Here is a 21,553-nt window from a genome sequence, read left to right on the forward strand (position 1 = left end):
ATAGTAGCATGTAGATTGAGGTCCTTAACATATTACCTCGGCTTTTGAGTGTATGTTGTTACTTTGAGATTGTCTATCGACCAACTTTTTAAGCAAAGATCAGCACCACTATCCTTGATGTCTGCTGCAATATTGATGCTGAGATTCCTCGAGGAATGAGGGAATAACTGATCAATTTTGATCAATTTGGTCCCTCCAACTTCTCCTTCAAAATGACAAACTCCCGGCAGGTCGGCTCGATTTATTCCGGCGTTCTCTGGGTTTGTTCCTTGATTGATGATATTAGGAAAACTCTGGACTGTATCGCAGTTTCTGTCTAAGCACTTGGTGTTAACGATAGAAGAAAAATGTAGCGTGCTATTGTCTATCTTAAAGATAAAGACATCCTCTCCATTTCCTCTGAGTCCATTCCCTTCCCATTTGTCATGGATGTAAAGATCAAATTCTACCCGAATGTAATTATGAGGAATAATGCCTTCTATGAACTGGGTTATTCCCCCTCTTTCGAATCTACCCAAGTTCCTATCTCCGTTAAACTCGAAGTATCGTTCCTCGGAATTGTGATAGGTTGTAAAAGCCGTATTATGACCTCTTTGCTCAAGTGGCGAGAATTGTTCAAAGGTGTGATGGTAAATGATCAGTGCATCAACTTGGTCGAATGTACAACCAAAAAGACCAAAGGATAGTAAGGTCACCATCATTGGGAGAATAGTTCTATTCCTTTTTGGTCGCGTCAAGACTAATTTATGCATGGGGAAATACAAATTCCAACTTTTAGTGTTCAAAACTAATCAAAGTAGTCAGTAAAAAATTACTTTGCTTTAGTTTTACATGGCAGTTGCTAAAGTTTCACGCATATTTGTGCTTTTCTACTCATTCATGGTCAAGATTTTATCCGTTATTATAGGTCTATCTTTTGTGTTTTCCTTAGCTGGACAAACTTCTAAGGACACTTTGTATGCTGAGGCTGGATTAGGCTACTTAGGAAGTAATGAGGAGTTTGTTCCATTCTTATTGGAGCATAACCGCTGGGGGATTGTCAATCCAGAACAGCAATCCTTTATCCAAGGTAATGTCTTTTATGGAAGAAGGTTTTCAAAAGACTGGACAGTTAGTGCGGGTACGACTTTCAGGAATGATCAAATGAACGAGTATTTTGTATCCGGAGCGTATGATTTTGTTGATCTAACCATCGGGGCAAAGCAAACCATTATTGGTGGTATCCAAAGCGATTTGATGATGGTCAACTATGGCTTGGGACGTAATGCAGCACCGGCACCGATGATAGAATTGAATATGAACAGGTACCTTGATGTTCCTTTTACTCAGGGCATTGTGAAATTCAAGGCGAGAATAGGGCACCGATGGTTAGAAGAAAACAGATACCAAAGTAAGGCGCTGATGCATAATAAGGACCTATATGTACTTTTTGATTTCAAAAAATCAATTGGTTGGCAGATAAGCACGGGTTTAGTACATATCGCACAGTATGGTGGTACTTCCCCTTGGGGATTAGAACAACCAAAGGACTTCTCCACCTACATGGATGTCTTTTTTGGAAGAGGAGCAGGAGAAGGTTCAGGCACGGCAGGTGAAAATAATGGACGCGGTAATCATTTGGGTATGCACGAGATCATGTTCAAGAAATATATAGGAGAACACGAACTGACGCTTGATTATCAATCTCCCTTCGAAGATGGAGGGAGCATGCAGTACGTTAGCTTTCAGAACTTTTTACTTGCTTTGAATTGGAAGCCATCGAAGAAGATCGCCTGGTTGAGCGAGGTTCAAATCGAATACACACAAACTCTCAGACAAAGTGGTCCTGGTTTACCCGATGCTACCCCGAATTTCCCCGATGAAGATGCCAACTTTGGAAATGAATTTGGTGGCAGGGATGATTACCATAACAATTGGTTGTACCGAAATGGATATACTTATCGTGGGTTGATTATGGGCAATCCTCTATTTCTGACACATGATTGGACAATGAACTTCCTAGATCCATACAAGTCTTATGATGTTACGGTCAGTAGCAATAGGATTCAGGCATGGGTGGCTTCAGTTCAAGGGTCTATTTCAGAAAAATTTAATTATCGTGTTCAATATGTTCGCAGCAGACATTTTGGTTCCTATAAAGGTCTATATGACGGGCGGTTCAACTGGGGTGGTATTCAGCAAGATCCAAACTACGACTATCCATTTTGGCCAAGTAAAACACAACACTCTTCATTGGTCTCACTGTCATATGTTGAACCCATAGGTTTTGAGAACATCAGGCTGAACTTACTCTTTGGCTATGATTTTGGGGAGTTGTATGAAAACTTGGGCGCAGAGCTGTCTTTGACTTATACTTTTTTGAATAATTAATATGAACATCATTATGTTTGGTAGAGATTATTAATTTTGTAGGAGATTAAGAAAACGGTTTGAAAAAACGATTCAATACTTACTTCCCTTCACTCTTTATTCTTGGAGAGACCTTGGTCATGCTGACCATGTTTTTCGCCGCATTTTATGTTTCGAAAACCAACTTGCCAATTGCCAAAAATGAGCTCCTAGGAATCGGTCTGAGTTTATTGGTTTGGGTAATTATTGCCTTGTTTACAAGAGATTTTAAAATAGGGAGGGCTGTAGATTTTTATCATACCTTTAAGAAAGCCTTTCGAAGCGTATTTTTGTTCATTTCTTGCATTTCGTTGGCTTGGGTTCTGATTGGAGGAGAAAGTTCTTTTGATCGCCATTTTCTAACTACTTTTTTTCTTTTACTTTTTGTTTGGATCAGCATCTACCGGGTAACTGTTCATCTGGTGTTGGATCGTTACCGCACCTTTGGTGGTAATATCCGTAGATCTGTTATCGTAGGATATGATCAATTAGGATTTGATTTATTTAAACTTTTAGCTAAACGGCCTCAATTCGGTATTCGCGTGAAAGGCTTCTTTTCCATTAAGGCCAACGAAGAAGAAAATTTTTCATATCCCTTATTGGGTAATATCGACCAATTGTTCTCAATCGATTACACTACACTAGATTTCATATATGTTAGTGACAGAGTCTCGTCAGAAGTGAAATCGAAAATTCTGGATTTTGCAGATGAAAATCTGATCAAAGTAAAGCTATTACCAGAGATCAAACTTGATGTGTTAAAGAGCTTAGTTCTTCGCCGCTATGAGCACATCTCAGTCATAGATCTGAATCAGATTCCCTTGGATAGTTTATTCAATAAATTGGTTAAAAGGAGCTTTGATATTGTCTTTTCTCTGGCAGTCGTTCTTTTGGTGATGTCTTGGTTGTATCCTATTGTAGGACTTTTGATCAAACTGAATTCAAGAGGTCCGATCTTATTCAAACAAAAGAGACATGGAGCTAACAACGAAGTGTTCAATTGTTACAAGTTCCGGACTATGGTAAAGAATAACGAGGCGGATGAAAAATGGGCAACAAAGGATGATTATCGAATAACTAGAATTGGACGCTTTTTAAGAAGAACAAGTATCGATGAATTGCCTCAGGTATTCAATGTTTTGTTGGGTCAAATGTCCGTTGTCGGTCCACGTCCTCATCCGATCAAACTCAATGAGACCTATCAAAATAGAGTGCAAAAATATGCAAACCGTCATAGCTTCAAACCAGGTATAACAGGCCTAGCCCAGTCCATGGGATTTAGAGGTGAAATCAAAGAGTTTCACCAAATGAACTCTAGGGTTAGATTAGATCGTTTTTATCTGCAAAACTGGTCTTTTTGGCTTGACCTCAAAATAATAGCTAAGACGATCATATCACTATATAAAGGGCAAGAACTGGCTTATTAAGTCAATTCTTGCTCATATACGGATTCATAATTTCACGTAATTCTTGAAGTCTTTATGCTCTTTCTTGAAGAGTTTTTCATCAGGTAAGGATTTGAAGTATTCGTAAGTGATTTTCAATCCTTCTTCACGATTTACCCTAGGTTCCCAACCTAAAATTTCCTTAGCCTTTGTGATATTTGGCTGTCGTTGCATTGGGTCGTCTTTGGGTAGATCTTTGTAAATTACTTTTTGATCTGTACCAGTCAGTTTAATGATCTCCTCCGCAAATTCTGCGATGCTTATTTCATCAGGGTTGCCGATGTTAACAGGTTGAGCGTAGTCTGACATTAATAGTCTAAATATGCCATCAACTTGGTCAGCAACGTAACAGAAGGACCTCGTTTGGCTTCCATCTCCAAAAATGGTTAGGTCTTCTCCTCGAAGAGCTTGTCCGATAAAGGCAGGTAATACACGTCCATCGTTGAGTCGCATCCGTGGCCCATACGTATTAAAAATACGAACGATGCGTGTTTCTAATCCATGATAGGTGTGATACGCCATTGTCATGGCTTCCTGGAAGCGTTTGGCTTCATCATAAACACCTCTTGGTCCTACGGGGTTGACGTTTCCATAATACTCTTCTGTTTGGGGGTGTACCAGAGGATCGCCATATACCTCCGATGTGGAGGCAATTAGCATTCGAGCCCCCTTGTTTCTTGCTAAACCAAGAAGATTATGGGTTCCAAGCGAGCCCACTTTCAATGTCTGAATTGGAATCTTAAGATAGTCAATCGGACTTGCTGGAGAAGCGAAGTGCAAAATGTAGTCTAGTTTTCCAGGGACATAAACGTAGGTTGATACGTCATGATGGTAAAATTCAAAGTCTTCTCTTGGCATCAGGTGCTCGATGTTGTCCATCGAGCCGGTGATAAGGTTATCCATTCCAATGACATGAAATCCCTCTGCTAAAAATCGATCACATAAATGTGAGCCTAAGAAGCCTGCTGCCCCGGTGATTAATACACGTTTTTTCATATTATTGGAGGCCTATGCCGTAATAAGTGAAACCATTTTCTTTCAGCTCTTCACGGTCATAAATATTACGGCCATCAAAAATTACTTTGTTCTTCAACAATTTACCAACCACTTTGAAATTTGGTACTCTGAATTCTGGCCACTCTGTAACGAGGAGCAGGGCATCTGCATCAACTAAGGCATCATATTCATCGTTTGCATAGGTAATGCTATCTCCAAGATCTCTACTCGCTTCTTCCATAGCGATGGGATCGAATGCTTGAACTTTGGCACCCGCGGTCATTAACTCTTCAATGATGACAAGTGATGGGGCTTCCCTCATGTCGTCTGTTTTTGGTTTGAAAGAGAGTCCCCAGATGGCAAAAGTCATTCTTGATAAGTCCTCACCATAGTGTTTTTTCACTTTTTGAACCAAAACGGATTTCTGTGCATCATTGACATTTTCAACTGCTTTTAACACCTGCATGGAATAGCCGTTTTCGTCTGCTGTTTTGATCAACGCTTTTACATCTTTAGGAAAGCACGACCCTCCGTAGCCTACGCCAGGATATATGAACTTATGACCAATCCGATTGTCACTACCAATGCCTTTCCTAACCATATTGACATCTGCTCCCATGATTTCGCAAAGATTAGCGATGTCATTCATAAAGCTGATTTTCGTTGCTAACATGGAGTTGGCAGCATATTTTGTCATTTCGGCTGAAGGGATGTCCATGAAAATGGTAGGGTGACCGTTGAGAAGAAAGGGTTTATATAGTTTCTCCATGGTCTTTTTGGCATCGTCCGATTCGACTCCCACAACGATACGATCAGGCTTTAAAAAGTCTTCTATTGCTGCTCCTTCTTTTAAGAACTCAGGATTTGAGGCTACATCAAACTTGAGGTTGGCACCTCTTTTTGCCAATTCTTCACTGACGGCAGCTTTTACTTTCTTGGCTGTTCCAACGGGCACTGTACTTTTTGTTACAACAACGGTATAATCTTCAATGTGCTGCCCTATCTCCCTTGCTACTGCCAATACATACTTTAAGTCTGCACTACCATCTTCTCCGGGAGGTGTTCCTACAGCTATAAAAGCGGCATCACTGCCTTTAACGCTTTCTCCGAGGTTAGTTGAAAAGTGCAATCGTTCTTTGGCATAGTTTCTTTTGACCATGGCTTCTAAACCTGGTTCGTAAATGGGCATAATGCCTTCCTTTAGGCCATCAATTTTTTTCTTATCAATATCTACACAGGTCACGTCTATACCTACTTCTGAAAAACAAGTACCAGTGACAAGGCCAACATATCCAGTTCCTACTATTGTGATTTTCATGATTTTATTCTTTTTACAAAGGTCGCATTGGAGACCCTTTATATCTTATTTCTTCGTTAAATGGGGTGTTGATTAAGTCGAATGAAGTTGCCCTATCGTTGAGCCAATCGCTGTTCCCAGTTCCATGCATCTCGCATGGCGTCTTCTAAACTATACTTCGCTTCCCAATTCAATCGGTCTTTGGCATAAGCACCATTTGCATAGATTTTTTCTACATCACCAGGTCTTCTTGGTCCTATTTTATAATTCAATTCTCTTCTTGAAGCTTTTTCAAATCCTTTGATGGCTTCCAAAACTGTACTTCCCGTACCTGTTCCAACATTGATGGCTTCAAAATACCCTTCGCTCTTTTCGTGGTCAAGAATGTCTAGGGCTTTTACGTGCGCGTCTGCTAAATCCATCACATGGATATAATCTCTTATGCATGTTCCATCGGGGGTATCATAATCGTCTCCAAAAACAGTGAGCTCTTTTCTTTTTCCAATGGCAGTTTGCGTAATGAAAGGAACCAGGTTGCTTGGTACGCCAATGGGCAGTTCTCCAATCTCACCAGAAGAGTGGGCTCCAATTGGATTAAAATACCTCAGCGCAATGCTTTTTAGTTTAGCCCCACTTTTGACCACATCTTCAAGGATCTCCTCATCGATCTGTTTGGTGTTTCCATATGGGGAATTTGCAGGTTGTTTCGGTGCTTGCTCGGTGACAGGAATAGATTCGGGTTGTCCATAGACCGTGCATGAAGAGGAGAAGACAATGTTCTTAATTTCGTTCGATAACATTGACTTCAAAAGATTGATCAATGCAGAAACGTTGTTCTCGTAATAATAGAGTGGTTTTTCAACTGACTCGCCTACGGCTTTTTTGGCGGCAAAGTGAATAACACCATCAATTTGTTGTTCACGAAAGATGGTGTCAAAAATACTTGGTGTTAAGCAATCCTCTTTATAAACAGTGAACTCCTTGCCTGTGATATGCTTTAGGCCCTTTAAAACGCTTGGATCGGAGTTCGAAAAATTATCCAAAATGATTGGATTGACTCCTATTTGATGCAAGCATACAACGACATGTGACCCAATGTAGCCAGCTCCACCAGTTACTAAAATATTTTTCATATAGTCAAATTATGACCTGTTTAGGACAATTAATAGTTAGGACTATTATTTTTGTTGCATATTATAAAGATATGGCAAATAGGATTGAGGAGCTAAAAAAGGAGATCAATAATTGGAAATGTTCGACCGAGAATGAACTCGAAGAATACCGCCTAAAATTTATTGGTCGAAAAAATGTATTGATCGATCTTTTTTCAGAAATCAAATCAGTGCCTAATGATCAGAAAAAGGCCTTTGGCCAATCTGTAAATGAATTAAAGGAACTGGCAAAAACCAAATTTCAAGAGTTGATCGAAGCCATGCAAGATGACGATCAGGATGTTGATACGCCTGTTGATCTTACATTGCCTCCAGTTCGCACTACTTTTGGCACCATTCACCCTCTCACAGCCACAAGGCAACGCTTTATCGAGATCTTTGAGCGCATTGGGTTCAATGTCTCTGAGGGACCTGAGATCGAAGATGATTGGCATAATTTCACGGCGTTGAATTTCCCTGAGAATCATCCCGCACGGGAAATGCAGGACACTTTTTTTATAGAAAAGAATCCTGATATCGCCTTAAGGACACACACTTCTAGTGTACAGATTCGAGTAATGGAGAATGAAAAACCACCGATTCGAACGCTATCTCCTGGAAGGGTCTTCAGGAATGAAGCAATTTCAGCGAGGGCGCACTGCGTTTTTCATCAAATGGAAGGGTTATATGTAGATGAAAACGTGTCTTTTGCGGACTTGAAACAAACCCTGTATCACTTTGTACAAGAGATGTTTGCACCGGAAACAGAGATTAGGTTTAGACCTTCATATTTTCCTTTTACTGAGCCTAGTGCGGAGATAGATATTTCCTGTCAGATCTGTCATGGGGACGGTTGTAATGTGTGTAAATATACCGGTTGGGTAGAAATAGGTGGGTCTGGCATGGTTGATCCTAATGTCTTGGAGAACTGTGGGATTGATTCGGAAAAGTACACAGGCTTTGCTTTTGGAATGGGTATTGAACGGATTGCCATGTTAAAATATGGGATCAAAGACCTGCGATTATTCACTGAAAATGATGTCCGTTTTTTGAAACAGTTTAAAACGATCTAATGGAATTAGGTGACATTAAAAGAATTGGAGTTTTAGGAGCCGGTACAATGGGTCAAGGAATTGCCCAGGTTGCTGCCTTGAATGAGTTCAAGGTGATTCTGTTTGACATCCACAACGCTAGTCTTCGGAAAGCAGAAGAGCAAATCATTCGAAATCTTGACAAAGGCATAGAAAAAGGAAAGGTAACCCCTGATCAGAAAGATAGAGCTCTTCGATTAATTGAATTCACAGATGAGATCAGTCATGTCCGTTGTGAGGTGGCGATTGAAGCGATCATTGAAGACTTACATGCCAAACAAGAACTTTTTTTGAGCTTGGAAGAATTTAATTCATCAGATACAATTCTGGCTTCGAATACGTCGTCTATTCCAATCACCCGAATTGCAAAAGTATTGAAACATCCTGAGCGGTTCGTTGGCATGCATTTTTTCAATCCGGCGCATATCATGAAATTGGTGGAAGTGATCGCCGGTGCATCTTCATCCGACCAAGTCGTTCAAACGATTAAGAAACTGGCAGAGAAGCTAGGGAAGAAGGCGGTAGTGGCGAAAGATGCTCCGGGATTTATTGTTAATCGGGTGGCAAGGCATTTCTATGTTGAAGGGTTAAAGGTTTTGGAAGAAGGAGTGAGCGATATAGAAGGAATTGACAGGCTCATCGAGTCTTCTGGTTTTAAGATGGGACCTTTCAGGTTGATGGACTTAATTGGAGTGGACACTAATTATTCGGTGACCGAAACCATGTTCAACTCTTTTCATCAGGACGCAAAGTTCAGACCTTCTCGCATTCAGCAACAAAAAGTGGATGCTGGTCATCATGGTCGAAAGTCAGGAAAAGGTTTTTACGATTACAGCAATTGATCGATCAGATCATTGATGGTAATTCCTTCTGCTTCTGCTTTAAAGTTTCGCACAATTCGATGACGTAAAATTGGCTTTGCCACCGCCTTAACATCTTCTATGTCGGGTGAATATTTACCATTGATCAATGCATTACATTTTGACGCGATGATCAGGCTTTGCGAGGCTCTAGGTCCTGCTCCCCATTCAATGTAATCTTTTGTGGCCTGTGGTGCACGTTCACTTTCAAAGCGCGTTTTGTGCACTAGCTCTACAGCATACTCTACCACATTATCGGCTACTGGAACTTTCCTTACCAAATGTTGATATTCCAGAACTTCTTTGGCACCAAGAATGTGCTTGACATTGGTGATTTCATCCGTTGTCGTGTTTTTCACAATATCAATTTCTGCCTCATAGCTAGGATAAGTCAATGCGATATTGAATAAGAAACGATCTAATTGTGCTTCAGGCAACGGATAAGTACCCTCTTGCTCGATCGGGTTTTGGGTGGCCAGAACGAAGAATGGTTTTTCTAAAGGGAAGTGTTGTCCTGCTACAGTTACGGAGTACTCCTGCATGGCTTCAAGCAGAGCCGCTTGCGTTTTAGGAGGAGTTCTATTGATCTCATCCGCTAGAATGATGTTGGCGAAGATTGGCCCTTTGACGAACTTGAAATTCCTTTCTTTGTCGATGGTTTCTGCACCTAAAATGTCAGAAGGCATCAAATCGGGAGTGAATTGAATGCGCTTGAAACTCAAGTCCAATGCAGAGGCAATGGTTTGAATCAATAAGGTTTTCGCCAAACCCGGCACTCCAACTAACAAGCTATGTCCCTGACAAAAAACGCTGGTGAGCATCAGGTTCACTACATCTTCTTGTCCGATGATTACTTTTGATATTTCTTGTTTGAGTGATTTAAAGTCCTCGAAAAACTTATCGGCCAAGGCCACATCAGAGGTAGTTTCTGTCATCATTTTATTCGTTTACGATATTGCATCTTTTGTATTCCGGATCTATCTCCAAATAGACCTCTAGCAATTTCTCTTTTAGGTAGTCTTGTCGCTTCAACGCTTTTTTCATTTCAAGTGTTGCTGCTTTTAGTTTTTCATAGTCATCCGTCAGGTTTGCTCGATGCGGAGGCACTCTTTTTTTGTAATAGATAATTCGAGCCACCTCGGTGTCGGCGCTTATTTGCACTTTCTGTGGGGCAGATATTTCACCCTCTTTCATTTTATCAATGGCAAAAAACAATTCAGGATCTAGCCCTGCTGCAGGAATACGAAAGGATCCGAATTGCTGATTTTGCAAGAAGCCACCATTAACACTGGTTGATTTATCATCTGAATACTCCTTAGCAGCCTCTTCGAAGGTAATGTTTCCTTCTTCAATTTCGGTTTTTAGGCTATCCAGAAAATCCATGGCATCTTGTGTATCTTGAGCAGTTGGCGTTGGAGTGATCAAAATGTGCCGGCTATTGAATTCATTTCCTCTTTTTTCAATGAGCTGGATCAAGTGAAAACCGAATTGAGATTCTACCGGCATTGAAATCTCTCCAGGCTTTAACGATAGGGCTCCGGCTTCATACGCCGGATCGAAAGTTCCTCTTGAGGCAAAGCCCAAATTACCGCCATTGCCGGCCGATGGTCCCTGTGAGTAAGTAGTGGCTAAAATTTCAAAGGATTGACCACTCAACGCATCCTCACGAATCTTAATGAGTTGCTGCCTGATTTTTTCTTTTTCTTCATCGTTCACTTCGGGTTCCTTCATGATCAATCCGATCTCGTATTCCACGGAGTAAAGAGGCAAACTGTCTTCAGGAATCTGCTTGAAAAATTTTCTGACCTCATTCGGCGTAACGGTTAGATCAGACAGTACATTTTGTTCTTGCTCCTGGATGAGCAATTGTTCTTCCACCTGAGGCCGAAGTTCTTCCATGAATTGATCAACAGACTTACCGTAGGCTTCTTGAATTGCTTTTTCTGAGCCAAATCGTTGAATGATCCGCTGCATTCTGCCTTGTAGTTCATAATCAACTCGACTAGGGTCTAATTGCACGGAGTCAATATCACTCATGACCAGCATGACCTTATTCTCGATGAAGTTATTCAGAATTAGGCAGCGGGCATCTCCTTGATACTCTCGTGCTTGAGGGCTTTGTAGAAAGCTGACATAGGCAGCTTCCAATTCGCTTTTCAGCACAATTTTATCATCTACTTTGGCAATGATCTTATCAACGACTTGTCCGCTTTGTGCCAACGCACTATTGGCAAATGCCCAAATGATGCCGATCAAACAGCTAGCGATAAATCTGGTAGTCCTCATTCTGCTTTGCTTCTTCAAAAATTTCATTTTCCAACTCCTTTACCAAGGCTATTTTTCGCTTATTGATAATAATATTTTTTATATCCTCTCGCACAAAGGCTAGGGGACTGATCTCCTCAGAAATTTTGTATTCGTTGATTTTGAGGAGGTAAAGATAGAGAGAATCCTCTTCTTCAACATATCGGTTCCTCTTCAAGAATTGAATTTTATTTGTGAGTGTGGTGAAAGGAGAGTTTTTAGTCAGTTCGTCAAATTTCAACCACGTGGAATCTTCCAAGTAATAGTTGTCGGCGAACTGGAAGGCATATTCCTTTAAGCTCTCTACATCTCTCTCTCGATCAGATTTTATCCAGCGCTTTACTGAGTTTAATTTTTGAGCTTCCTTGTTCACTTTCATGAATCGACCACGTAATATGTTCTGCCTTAGTACAAAACTATTTTTGTTGGCATTGTAATACTGAACGATTTCCTCTTCGTTCACCAAGGTATCGAGTTGCTCCTGAACGATGTACTTTTGATATTCATAAGAGATCAGCGCATAGCGATAGTCCTCAACCTTTTGTTCTATACTAGAGAAGTCAATGTTATAATTCTCATTGGCTCTTTTTATGAGGAGCTCTTTTTTTATCCAATTGTCAATAAACTTCTCAACAACTGCAGCACTATCCTTTTTCGGCACATTCAATCCTTCGATATCCGCTCGGCTCAGAACGTTGGTACCTACTCTTGCGACGATGAGTTCATTGGCCGTTGTATTACCTGCAGCGTTTTGACTGTCCTGTATCAGGTCACAGGATTGGCCAAGGATAATCAACAAGATCACTATGTAACGCTTACTGCAGTTCATTAACTAGTTCTTTGAGCGCTTGCTTATCCTTTTCAATTCGATGTTGACTTCTTAAAGCCCGTATAAATTCTTGATCTAGCTTTTCCTGATAATCTGCAATGACTAAACCTCTCACCTCTTCAAACGGCAGGAATTCGTTGTCCATTGCATCAATAACAATGAAAAGCTTATTGGCGGAGGAGAATATTGCGCCTCTCTTTCTGCTAAATCCCTCAAAACTAGCAAATTCACTTTGCTGAATGTCTCTTTTTACAAGATTTAACGCTTTTGGCATGGATAACCCGTTATTGAGTTGATTGATCAATTCTTCCTTATCCAGCCGTTCTAAGCTGTCTGCCAATGCTGCTATTTCTTCTTGAGTGGATAATTGAATCTCAACTACTGATACTTCCGCTGGAGCTGGATATTTCGTTCGGGTGGCTTCGTAATGGTTGCGCTGTCCAAGACTATCTTCTAAGGCTTTGTTCCAGACAGAGCGCTGCATGATCTCGAATAGCAGCAACCCCTCTTCGTACTCCTGTCGAAGGTAGCGATACTCTGGATATTGGATAGGGGCAATAGAGTCAGCATAAGCCGTGATCATATTCTGCTCAAAAAGGGCGATTTCTTCCCATGTTGGTCTTTTAGTGCCGGTCAATTCAATGAACTCTTTGACCAAATAACTCCTGTTTGTAAGTGAGAACAGCACTTCATTTTTATTCCTTTCGATGGGCGACAAGTCTTCTGCAGCCAATAGTTTCGAGTAGATTTTGTCGTTTTTCTTAAACCCATACTCAGCCTTAAGTTTTGCCAATAAAGTGCGATTTGATAATTCATTTCTCCCTGTTCGAACGATCTGTGCTTCAATTTCTTTTCTGATCTTGTTCAATTCAGGGACCCCTTGTTTCGCATCCAAACGAATGATATGGTAACCAAAATCAGTTTCAATGGGAGGTATGAATTCATTCACAGCCAGATCAAAGGCAGCTTCTAGGTAGTCATCAGGTAATTGCTTGAGGCCGGCAAAGGGCAAGCCGCCACCTTTCAATTTGGTTTGACCATCTTCTGAGTATTTTCTGCACATTTCGTCCCAGTTGGCTCCTGATTTTAGCGAGTCATAGACTTGGCTTGCCATTCGTTTGGCCTGCTCTTTCGAGCGCGATTGCTTAGAAAAGAAAATATGCGAAGTTCTTAATTTGCCTGGATTAGGGATTTTATCTTGGACGAAAATCAGATGGTAGCCAAACTCAGTTCGTACGACCGAAGAAACTTGCCCAAGGCCTGTTTCATATACAGCTGTCTCGAATGGATACACCATCATAAAGACACTAAACCAGCCCAAATTACCTCCATTTTTGGCTGAACCATCTTCAGAATACCTCTTAGCCATTGTTTGAAACTCCGATTCAGTTTTTATGGTATTTTTCAGGGAATCTAAAAAGGCATAAGCTCGAACTGTATCTTCTGCAGGAGCTTTTTTATCCATTTTTAGAAGTAAATGAGAGGCTTTTATATTGAACTGCAATCGTTCGTAGGCTTGCTCAACGAGCTGGTCAGTCAGGTCCGTCCCCTGTGTGTAAGGTTTTTTTAGAGCACTGAGGTAACTGTTCAACTCATTTTTGAAACTTTGGGTGGTGTCAATGCCTTGATTTCGAGCTTCTATTACTTTTAATTTAAAATTGAGATAGCGATCGAGGTAAAGGTCCAAAGAGTCGAATGTGATCGCCAAGGAGTCGGGTCTGTTTTTCTGAAAAGCATACAGTACTTCTCCTCCTGGAACGGGTTCACCATCTATTGTCGCTAAGACGATGTCCTGCGCAATGCTGGCATTAGCCAATAACATAAAGAGCAGCCAAAGCTTCTTCATTTTTATTTCTTAAGACTCAAAAGAGATCTTCTTGTACAGTTTAAGTCTGTTGTGATTTGACTGAGTTGAGAAGTGAATGTCATCCATGATTTTTTTAACGAGCATAATCCCTATGCCACCCTTGTGTTGATTCTTGATGAGTTCCTCAAGAGCAGGTGCCTCGTAGCTGACGATGTCGAAGGCATGCCCATAGTCAATGATCTCGAATTCAATTCCTTTGTCATCAAAATCAATGCTTAAGCTCACTTTCAGCTCCCCATTTTGGCGGTGTCCATGGATAATAATATTTGCACAAACCTCATCAATGGCCAAAACGATCATGTTGGTCTCAATTTCAGAAACATGATGTTCTTGGAGTACGTCAGAAACGTACTTGCGCATAAGCCTCAGCTTATTTTTACTGCTTGGTATGTCGAATTTATACCCCATCGATCAACGCTATCGCTTCTTCTTTTGTGTTTTTAATGGTCAACAATTGGTCTAGTCCCAGGATGCCAAATACTTTCATTACTTTTTCTGAAAGGCCAAAGATGATGAAGTGGATTGATTTGCGAGAGATCTCTTCGATGTAGGACATGAATACGCCAAGCCCTGCGGACGAGATATATTCTAGCTTCGTACAATCGATTAAGATGTTTGGTCCATTTTCATCCATCGCTTCCCTAATGGCTTTGTCCAAGTGTATGGAGGAGCTGGCATCTGCCTCACCACTTACGGAGATCAGGAGGTAATGGTTTTCTTGGGTTTTTATTATTTCTATCATCTTCTCTTTGTTTCAACGTAATTTATATGAATTTGATCACCACCATGGTGTAATCATCATCCAACGGATTTTCCTGACAGAACTCATAAAGTTTGCTAATGAATACTTTTTGAATCATCACAGGGTCGTAGTGTGCGTTTTGTTCCAGTAGCTTATTCATTCGATCAAAGCCGAACTCTTCATTCGCATTGTTTTTAGCTTCCGAAATACCATCGGTGTATAGGACCAAAATGTCGTCTCGCTCATAACGGAATTGACTTTCCTCGATGAAATTCTGATAGGTGTCGTTTCGCATAATGCCCAGTCCAAGTCCTTTGTTCTCCAGAAACGTTGAAGACTTCTTACTTCGGCTGTAAAATAACGTAGGACAGTGTCCGGCTCTGGCGAAGTCAATCACTTGGTTTTTCGTGTCAATGATGTAATATGTTAAGGTGATGAAGGAGGTCCTTTCAAGGCATTTGCTCAAGGCAGAGTTGGCATGAACCAAAAATTCCTTAGGGCTAAGGTCCATTTGAACAAGGCTCTGGAAAATGCCTTTCATTTGCGACATGTGGAATGCCGCAGAGGTTCCCTTGCCAGATACGTCACCGATTACGATCGCGAATCGATTCTCATCCAATTGAAAGGTATCATAATAATCGCCTCCTACCTCAGCTGCAGCCTCCGTAAAGGCATGGATTTGGAAAGATGAGTTGTGGTCTAGCACTTTCGGCAGAAGTTGCCGCTGGACATTTTTAGCAATGTTTAGCTCTTCTTGATAACGCTCGTTCTCAATCGCCTTTCCAATGAGCCTAAAGTTTTCAATGGCCACACTGGCTTGGCTTGCAAAAGTGTTGATGATGTTGATCATCTCCTTATTAAAGCTCTCAGCCACTTCATTAAGCAAATACATAAAGCCGATCACTTCACTCTGCAGGGTGATTGGTACAACAAAAGCTGATTTGTAATGATAACGTTTGAGGTTAACAATGACCCGATCACTCGTCCCCTCACTCGTGAATGGATTTTTTAAAACGGTTCGTGATTTTGCGCTTAGAACCAATTCTTTCACATGATTGATCTCCTCTCTACTGATCTGTTTGGTGATGAATTGATTATCTCCTTCGTTGTGGTTGATCTCTACCCAGCCGGCGTCTGCATATACCGCACTCATGGACGACATCAGTAGCACTTCGAAGATCTCTTCTTCGTTTTCACCCTGACTGACGGATTGGCTAAGTCGCTGGAAATTCAGCGCTTCTTCCATTTTCTTCTCAAAAACCGAGGAGGTCGGTAAATTGAAGAGAATCACCAAAAGCGAGAACAAGCTGTAAAAGAGAATGAAGGTGAAGAGGACTAGGACAAATAGGCTGTCGAAGTTTTCGAAAAAGTACTCAGATTCAGTCGGTGCAATGTAGAGTGAATTGAAAAAGTAAAAGATGTAGATCGTGATCAATAAGATCAGCAGAATACCTTTCCACTTTTGTTTAAAATTCAAATAGGCCACCCATTTTAGATTTCCAGATAATAGTATCGCCATAATGGCCACGGCAGCAAAAATGAACTCAAATAAGAGACTGTTTTGCAGTGTCAGTTCAGTTAAGGTGAAGAAGGTCGATAGAATGACCGTCACTTCGAATAAATTCCAATAATATATCAGGCGTTTACTTTTCTGGTATAGGATCAGCCTCTTCCAAACGGTAAAGGTGCTGATAAGGAAAACACTGATCAATCCTCGGTTTAAGTCCTGAAAGAAGGTGGTAACAAATGGGTTTTCAGCCAAAGGAGACCCCTCGATAGAAGTATAGAAGAGCACAATGATCAAAGAGATGATGGTGGTGATCAAACCTGTCGCGAATACTCTCCATAAAAGGTCGATGAAATTGCTACTCTCTACCGACTTTATGCGGTAGCGGAAATAGGCCATGACCAAGATGAGGAAGGCCGCCTCGATCAATTTATTGAGAAAAGGATCGATTCCAAGATCGACTTCGCTCCGTACAGCCAGCAGCTGTAAGATGTCGATGAGTGTACCTATGAGCCAAAGTAATACAGCCAGCACAAGGCTGAGACGCATGTAAAACTTCGGTGTTAAGGTAAATTTCATTGAGTTTTTGTTCCTCCGAAGTTACAAGATAGTTTTTAGTCCGATTCCTAAAAAGAGGACTTTGCCATCTTATACTTCTTTCAGGCGAATTCCAAGTTCGTCAAGTTGCTTGTTATCAATCGTAGCAGGAGAGTCTATCATGACATCCCTTCCTGAAGTGTTTTTTGGGAAGGCAATGTAATCTCTGATACTATCTGATCCGCCAAACATGGCACAAAGGCGATCGAATCCAAAGGCGATACCACCATGTGGTGGTGCACCATATTCGAATGCGTCCATCAAGAAACCGAACTGCGCCTTCGCCTCGTCATCTGAAAAGCCCAGATGTTTGAACATGAGGGATTGCATACTTTTGTCATGAATTCGAATAGAGCCCCCACCGATCTCAACACCATTGATCACCAAATCGTAGGCGTTGGCGCGTACCTCTGCAGGCGACGCATCCAATTTTTCCAAATCCTCTACCAACGGCGATGTGAATGGATGATGCATCGCATGGAACCGCTGTGTTTCTTCATCCCATTCCAATAAAGGGAAGTTGACTACCCAAAGGGGTTTGAATTCGTTTTTGTTTCTCAGGCTTAATTCATTACCAAGGTGCAAACGTAATTCGTTCATCTGCTTCCTTGTTTGTGCTTTTGCTCCTGACAGCACGAGCAACAGGTCACCAGCTTCTGCACCAGCTTTTGTGGCCCAAGCCTTGAGGTCCTCTTGATCATAGAACTTATCGACGGACGATTTAAATGTTCCGTCTTCGTTGCATTTGACATGCACCAATCCTTTGGCTCCGACTTGAGGTCTTTTCACAAAATCTGTCAACTCGTCGAGCTGCTTACGTGTATAGTTGGCACAGCCTTTGGCACAAATTGCAACTACCAATTCAGCTGAATTGAACACGTTAAATTCTTTGTGTTGAGCGACATCGTTCAATTCAACGAACTCCATGCCAAAGCGTACGTCAGGTTTGTCAGACCCATATTTTTCCATGGCTTCCGCATATTCCATTATAGGAAAATTTGGAAGCTCAACCCCTTTGATTGTGCTGAATAGATGCTTGGTCATGCCTTCAAACATATTGAGCACATCGTCGCGCTCAACAAATGACATCTCACAATCGATTTGAGTGAATTCAGGTTGGCGATCTGCTCTTAGGTCTTCATCCCTGAAACACTTCACAATTTGGAAATAGCGATCGAAACCGGAGACCATCAGCAACTGCTTGAAGGTTTGTGGAGATTGAGGGAGTGCATAGAATTCTCCTGGATTCATGCGCGATGGCACAACAAAATCTCTTGCTCCTTCCGGAGTGGATTTGATCAATACCGGCGTCTCTACTTCAATAAAATCTTGTTGCGCAAGGTAATTTCGTACGCCGATGGCCATTTTAGACCTCAACTCGAGTTTTTCGCGTACCTCGTTTCTCCTTAGGTCGAGGTAGCGATATTTCATCCGCAGCTCCTCGCCACCATCGGTGTCGTTGTCGATCACAAAAGGAGGGACTTTCGAAGCGTTTTGAATGGTCAATTCAGAGACAAATATTTCAATCTCACCGGTCGGGATCTTGTCATTTTTAGAATAGCGGTCAACAACTTTTCCCTTGGCAGTGATGACGAATTCTCGGCCAATTTTTTTAGCGATTTTCATCGCGACAGCATCACTTTTTCCTTCTTCAAAGGTGAGCTGTGTCACACCGTAGCGGTCTCTTAGATCAACCCAGAGCAAGCCGCCTTTGTCACGCACTTTTTGTACCCAACCCGAAAGGATTACTTCTTTTCCAACATCTCCAACTCTTAGTTCACCACAAGTATGCGTTCTTAACATGATCTCTACCCTTAAAAATGAGTGGCAAATTTAATAATTGTTTTAGCAATTGAGGTTTATATTGCCAAAAATGGAGCTTTCAATACATAAGGACGAGTACTTCATGGGTGAAGCCCTGAAACAAGCGCAAATGGCTTTTGATGCCGGTGAGATACCGGTAGGGGCAGTGGTTGTGGCTGAAAAGAGAATCATTGCAAGGGCACATAACATGACAGAGCAACTGAATGATGTTACCGCGCATGCCGAAATGCTGGCCATTACAGCCGCTGCCAACGCTATGGGCGGGAAGTATTTGAATGAGTGCACTTTATTTGTGACACTAGAGCCTTGTGTGATGTGCGCCGGGGCGAGCTACTGGGGTCAGCTGGGTAGATTGGTCTATGGCGCGGATGACGAGAAACGAGGCTTTGTCCGTTTTGGGAGAAAAATGCTTCACCCGCGAACAGAAGTGAAAGCTGGTTTGTTAAGTAAGGACAGCGAAGCGTTATTGAAGCGTTTTTTTGAAAAGCTGAGAAAATAGATTTTTAACATAAAACGATAGTTATGTCATTTGAATTACCAAATCTTCCATATGCATATGATGCGTTGGAGCCACATATTGATGTAAGAACCATGGAGATCCATCATGGAAAACACCATGCCGGTTATACGAGCAAGTTGAATGGAGCCATTGAGGGTACCGACATGGCAGGCAAGAGCATTGAAGATCTTTTAGAGAATCATAGCGACAACGGTGCTGTGCGCAATAATGGAGGCGGTTACTACAACCATAATCTTTTCTGGACAGTAATGGGTCCGAACGGAGGAGGGACTCCAAGTGGAGAACTTGCCGATGCCATCAACGAAGCATACGGATCATTCGAAGGATTTAAAGATGCATTTTCTAACGCAGCAGCCACTCGATTTGGTTCGGGATGGGCTTGGTTATGCGTTCATTCAGGTGGTAGAGTAGAGGTTTGTTCTTCTCCTAATCAAGACAATCCATTGATGCCAAATGTTGGCTGTGGAGGTACTCCAATTCTTGGCTTGGATGTGTGGGAACATGCATACTACTTGAATTATCAAAACAGAAGACCTGATTATATCAATGCATTCTTCAACGTGATCAACTGGGAAGAAGTAAGTAAAAGATATGCTGAAGGGAAATAATCCCTGAATGTCGAATACAATTAAAAAGCCCTGAAGAATTATCTTCAGGGCTTTTTTTATGATTGCGTGATTGTAATTATGAAGCCTTTTTCAAGCTTCCTTGAATTTCTCCTTCGATATCGTCCGTCACAATACTTTCATTGTGCTGGCTGATGTCGAGACCAAGTTCTTCCGCCTGTTCCGTCACCCGCATTGGGATGATCATGTCTGTAACCTTAAAGAGGAGGTAAGACAATCCAAAGGTAAATCCACCGACAAGGAAGACAGCCGCTAGGTGTCTTAAGAATGTTGTCGGATCGCCATAGATCAGACCTACGTCTTTAGCAAATACCCCGGTTAAGATCATACCGACTATTCCACCAACACCGTGGCAAGGGAAAACGTCCAGGGTATCATCGATTCCTGTTTTATTCTTATAGTACACTACGATGTTTGAGACGATGGCCGCTGCTACACCAATAAATACCGACTGGCCTATGGTGACGAAGCCTGCGGCAGGTGTAATCGCTACCAATCCGACAACCGCACCAATCGAGGCGCCCATGCCGGAGATTTTTCTACCCATCAGGGCATCATAGAACACCCAGGCGAGCATGGCAGCAGCTGAAGCTACAGTCGTTGTCGCGAAGGCAAGCGCTGCATCTGAATTAGCGCCAAGGGCGGAGCCTGCATTAAAGCCGAACCAACCGAACCAAAGCAGGCCCGTCCCGAGCAATACATAAGGTACATTGGCTGGTTGGTGGGCCACAGTACCATGATTTTTTCTTTTACCAAGGATAATAGCAGCGGCAATGGCGGCAAAACCCGCTGACATATGCACTACTGTTCCTCCTGCAAAGTCTAATACGCCCCATTGCCTCAAAAAGCCATCCGGGTGCCAGGTCATGTGCGCCAACGGGCTGTAAATGACCACGCTGAAGAGGATGATGAAGAGTAGAAAGCTTGAAAATCGAACGCGTTCAGCAAAGCTACCCGTAATCAAAGCCGGAGTGATGATGGCAAATTTCATCTGAAAGAGAGCAAAAAGGACAAATGGGATGGTCGGTGCAAGATCGGCTTGCGTAGCACCACTCACGCCTTTGAAAAAAGCAAAGGTTCTCGGATCGCCAATGATACCGCCAATGGAATCTCCAAAAGCAAGGCTAAATCCGCAAAGTACCCAAACAAGGGTGATGACTCCCATACAGATGAAACTTTGAAGCATGGTAGAAATCACACTTCGCTTATTGACCATCCCGCCATAGAAGAAGGAAAGGCCCGGGGTCATTAATAAAACTAGACCGGTTGCTGCGAGCATCCAAGCCGTATCGGCACCGTTGAGGTTCGGGTCAACGGTAACTTCTCCAGCAGCTGATACATCGAGGAGGCTAACCAAAGCCACGATGATCAGGAGGGAGAATCCTGGTATCCATTTTTTTCTCATTTCTTGTAATTTGGTTCGACTTAGGGTAATTCGTAAACCCAAAAAATTAATAATTACATAAAAATGAAGAAAATTAGTTTTAGAGCAACCCTGTTATTTGGAAA

19 protein-coding genes are annotated in these 21,553 nt (G+C 41.9%); 6 read left to right on the plus strand and 13 right to left on the minus strand.

All coding sequences use genetic code 11. The annotated features are described in order from the left end of the window. Positions 1-32 precede the first annotated feature (32 nt). A complete protein-coding gene (locus AC2D6U_RS12540) occupies positions 33-752 on the minus strand; it encodes a hypothetical protein (protein ID WP_484721331.1) in 720 nt (239 codons plus the stop codon). A 79-nt stretch (positions 753-831) separates the two neighbouring features. Here AC2D6U_RS12540 and AC2D6U_RS12545 point away from each other — a divergent pair, with 79 nt between their 5' ends. Both AC2D6U_RS12545 and AC2D6U_RS12550 read left to right on the plus strand, forming a co-directional pair. Beyond that, positions 832-2,370 (plus strand): hypothetical protein, encoded by a 1,539-nt coding sequence (locus tag AC2D6U_RS12545; protein ID WP_484721332.1) that lies wholly within the window; start codon positions 832-834, stop codon positions 2,368-2,370. 59 nt (positions 2,371-2,429) lie between these two features. Beyond that, on the plus strand, positions 2,430-3,815 hold the full coding sequence (locus AC2D6U_RS12550; protein WP_484721333.1) for an exopolysaccharide biosynthesis polyprenyl glycosylphosphotransferase: 1,386 nt from the start codon (positions 2,430-2,432) through the stop codon (positions 3,813-3,815). Between the two features lie 24 nt (positions 3,816-3,839). On the opposite strand, the gene AC2D6U_RS12555 is transcribed toward AC2D6U_RS12550, so the two are convergent. The 3 genes from AC2D6U_RS12555 to galE form a co-directional block, all read right to left on the minus strand. Beyond that, on the minus strand, positions 3,840-4,829 hold the full coding sequence (locus tag AC2D6U_RS12555) for a UDP-glucuronic acid decarboxylase family protein (RefSeq protein ID WP_484721334.1): 990 nt from the start codon (positions 4,827-4,829) through the stop codon (positions 3,840-3,842). A gap of 1 nt (position 4,830) precedes the next feature. After that, positions 4,831-6,147 carry a UDP-glucose dehydrogenase family protein gene (locus AC2D6U_RS12560; protein WP_484721335.1) on the minus strand — a complete coding sequence of 439 codons (1,317 nt, stop codon included), beginning with the start codon at positions 6,145-6,147 and terminating at the stop codon, positions 4,831-4,833. A 92-nt stretch (positions 6,148-6,239) separates the two neighbouring features. Beyond that, entirely contained in the window at positions 6,240-7,259 is a 1,020-nt protein-coding gene (gene galE, locus AC2D6U_RS12565; protein WP_484721336.1) for a UDP-glucose 4-epimerase GalE, read from the minus strand. A 71-nt stretch (positions 7,260-7,330) separates the two neighbouring features. Here galE and AC2D6U_RS12570 point away from each other — a divergent pair, with 71 nt between their 5' ends. After that, on the plus strand, positions 7,331-8,350 hold the full coding sequence (locus tag AC2D6U_RS12570; RefSeq protein WP_484721337.1) for a phenylalanine--tRNA ligase subunit alpha: 1,020 nt from the start codon (positions 7,331-7,333) through the stop codon (positions 8,348-8,350). Further along, positions 8,350-9,210: a 3-hydroxyacyl-CoA dehydrogenase family protein gene (locus tag AC2D6U_RS12575; protein ID WP_484721338.1), complete on the plus strand. Its 861-nt coding sequence runs from the start codon at positions 8,350-8,352 to the stop codon at positions 9,208-9,210. Before AC2D6U_RS12570 ends, AC2D6U_RS12575 begins: the two co-directional genes overlap by 1 nt. On the opposite strand, the gene AC2D6U_RS12580 is transcribed toward AC2D6U_RS12575, so the two are convergent. The 8 genes from AC2D6U_RS12580 to aspS form a co-directional block, all read right to left on the minus strand. Beyond that, positions 9,198-10,166 carry an AAA family ATPase gene (locus AC2D6U_RS12580; RefSeq protein ID WP_484721339.1) on the minus strand — a complete coding sequence of 323 codons (969 nt, stop codon included), beginning with the start codon at positions 10,164-10,166 and terminating at the stop codon, positions 9,198-9,200. The two genes, AC2D6U_RS12575 and AC2D6U_RS12580, sit on opposite strands and share 13 nt — an antisense overlap. A gap of 1 nt (position 10,167) precedes the next feature. Then, entirely contained in the window at positions 10,168-11,514 is a 1,347-nt protein-coding gene (locus AC2D6U_RS12585; RefSeq protein ID WP_484721340.1) for a peptidylprolyl isomerase, read from the minus strand. Continuing rightward, positions 11,489-12,361 (minus strand): peptidylprolyl isomerase, encoded by an 873-nt coding sequence (locus tag AC2D6U_RS12590; RefSeq protein WP_484721341.1) that lies wholly within the window; start codon positions 12,359-12,361, stop codon positions 11,489-11,491. Before AC2D6U_RS12590 ends, AC2D6U_RS12585 begins: the two co-directional genes overlap by 26 nt. Then, positions 12,348-14,207 carry a peptidylprolyl isomerase gene (locus AC2D6U_RS12595; RefSeq protein WP_484721342.1) on the minus strand — a complete coding sequence of 620 codons (1,860 nt, stop codon included), beginning with the start codon at positions 14,205-14,207 and terminating at the stop codon, positions 12,348-12,350. Before AC2D6U_RS12595 ends, AC2D6U_RS12590 begins: the two co-directional genes overlap by 14 nt. Positions 14,208-14,216: 9 nt before the next feature. Next, positions 14,217-14,636 (minus strand): ATP-binding protein, encoded by a 420-nt coding sequence (locus AC2D6U_RS12600; RefSeq protein ID WP_484721343.1) that lies wholly within the window; start codon positions 14,634-14,636, stop codon positions 14,217-14,219. Continuing rightward, positions 14,626-14,970, minus strand: coding sequence for an STAS domain-containing protein (locus AC2D6U_RS12605; RefSeq protein WP_484721344.1), 345 nt, complete (start codon positions 14,968-14,970; stop codon positions 14,626-14,628). The genes AC2D6U_RS12600 and AC2D6U_RS12605 overlap by 11 nt, the downstream gene beginning before the upstream one ends. Positions 14,971-14,992: 22 nt before the next feature. Next, entirely contained in the window at positions 14,993-17,056 is a 2,064-nt protein-coding gene (locus AC2D6U_RS12610) for a GAF domain-containing SpoIIE family protein phosphatase (protein ID WP_484721345.1), read from the minus strand. 69 nt (positions 17,057-17,125) lie between these two features. Further along, positions 17,126-18,877 carry an aspartate--tRNA ligase gene (aspS, locus tag AC2D6U_RS12615; protein WP_484721346.1) on the minus strand — a complete coding sequence of 584 codons (1,752 nt, stop codon included), beginning with the start codon at positions 18,875-18,877 and terminating at the stop codon, positions 17,126-17,128. 70 nt (positions 18,878-18,947) lie between these two features. On the opposite strand from aspS, the gene AC2D6U_RS12620 reads away from it, so the two are divergent. Both AC2D6U_RS12620 and AC2D6U_RS12625 read left to right on the plus strand, forming a co-directional pair. Then, positions 18,948-19,397: a nucleoside deaminase gene (locus AC2D6U_RS12620; protein WP_484721347.1), complete on the plus strand. Its 450-nt coding sequence runs from the start codon at positions 18,948-18,950 to the stop codon at positions 19,395-19,397. Positions 19,398-19,420: 23 nt separating this feature from the next. Next, positions 19,421-20,026 (plus strand): superoxide dismutase, encoded by a 606-nt coding sequence (locus tag AC2D6U_RS12625; RefSeq protein ID WP_484721348.1) that lies wholly within the window; start codon positions 19,421-19,423, stop codon positions 20,024-20,026. A 76-nt stretch (positions 20,027-20,102) separates the two neighbouring features. Here AC2D6U_RS12625 and AC2D6U_RS12630 read toward each other — a convergent pair whose 3' ends face one another. Beyond that, complete coding sequence (locus AC2D6U_RS12630; RefSeq protein WP_484721349.1) at positions 20,103-21,449, minus strand: ammonium transporter; 1,347 nt, start codon at positions 21,447-21,449, stop codon at positions 20,103-20,105. Positions 21,450-21,553: the final 104 nt, after the last annotated feature.

The sequence above is a fragment of the Roseivirga sp. YIW32 genome (assembly GCF_057219245.1).

Bases quoted from the DNA above. Each gene is read 5' to 3' on its own strand.
- AC2D6U_RS12560 (WP_484721335.1), bottom strand. From the start codon at position 6,147: ATGAAAATCACAATAGTAGGAACTGGATATGTTGGCCTTGTCACTGGT.
- AC2D6U_RS12630 (WP_484721349.1), bottom strand. From the start codon at position 21,449: ATGAGAAAAAAATGGATACCAGGATTCTCCCTCCTGATCATCGTGGCT.
- AC2D6U_RS12590 (WP_484721341.1), bottom strand. From the start codon at position 12,361: ATGAACTGCAGTAAGCGTTACATAGTGATCTTGTTGATTATCCTTGGC.
- AC2D6U_RS12600 (WP_484721343.1), bottom strand. From the start codon at position 14,636: ATGGGGTATAAATTCGACATACCAAGCAGTAAAAATAAGCTGAGGCTT.
- aspS (WP_484721346.1), bottom strand. From the start codon at position 18,877: ATGTTAAGAACGCATACTTGTGGTGAACTAAGAGTTGGAGATGTTGGA.
- AC2D6U_RS12580 (WP_484721339.1), bottom strand. From the start codon at position 10,166: ATGATGACAGAAACTACCTCTGATGTGGCCTTGGCCGATAAGTTTTTC.
- AC2D6U_RS12545 (WP_484721332.1), top strand. From the start codon at position 832: ATGGCAGTTGCTAAAGTTTCACGCATATTTGTGCTTTTCTACTCATTC.
- AC2D6U_RS12620 (WP_484721347.1), top strand. From the start codon at position 18,948: ATGGAGCTTTCAATACATAAGGACGAGTACTTCATGGGTGAAGCCCTG.
- galE (WP_484721336.1), bottom strand. From the start codon at position 7,259: ATGAAAAATATTTTAGTAACTGGTGGAGCTGGCTACATTGGGTCACAT.
- AC2D6U_RS12625 (WP_484721348.1), top strand. From the start codon at position 19,421: ATGTCATTTGAATTACCAAATCTTCCATATGCATATGATGCGTTGGAG.
- AC2D6U_RS12575 (WP_484721338.1), top strand. From the start codon at position 8,350: ATGGAATTAGGTGACATTAAAAGAATTGGAGTTTTAGGAGCCGGTACA.
- AC2D6U_RS12555 (WP_484721334.1), bottom strand. From the start codon at position 4,829: ATGAAAAAACGTGTATTAATCACCGGGGCAGCAGGCTTCTTAGGCTCA.
- AC2D6U_RS12605 (WP_484721344.1), bottom strand. From the start codon at position 14,970: ATGATAGAAATAATAAAAACCCAAGAAAACCATTACCTCCTGATCTCC.
- AC2D6U_RS12540 (WP_484721331.1), bottom strand. From the start codon at position 752: ATGCATAAATTAGTCTTGACGCGACCAAAAAGGAATAGAACTATTCTC.
- AC2D6U_RS12610 (WP_484721345.1), bottom strand. From the start codon at position 17,056: ATGAAATTTACCTTAACACCGAAGTTTTACATGCGTCTCAGCCTTGTG.
- AC2D6U_RS12570 (WP_484721337.1), top strand. From the start codon at position 7,331: ATGGCAAATAGGATTGAGGAGCTAAAAAAGGAGATCAATAATTGGAAA.
- AC2D6U_RS12595 (WP_484721342.1), bottom strand. From the start codon at position 14,207: ATGAAGAAGCTTTGGCTGCTCTTTATGTTATTGGCTAATGCCAGCATT.
- AC2D6U_RS12585 (WP_484721340.1), bottom strand. From the start codon at position 11,514: ATGAGGACTACCAGATTTATCGCTAGCTGTTTGATCGGCATCATTTGG.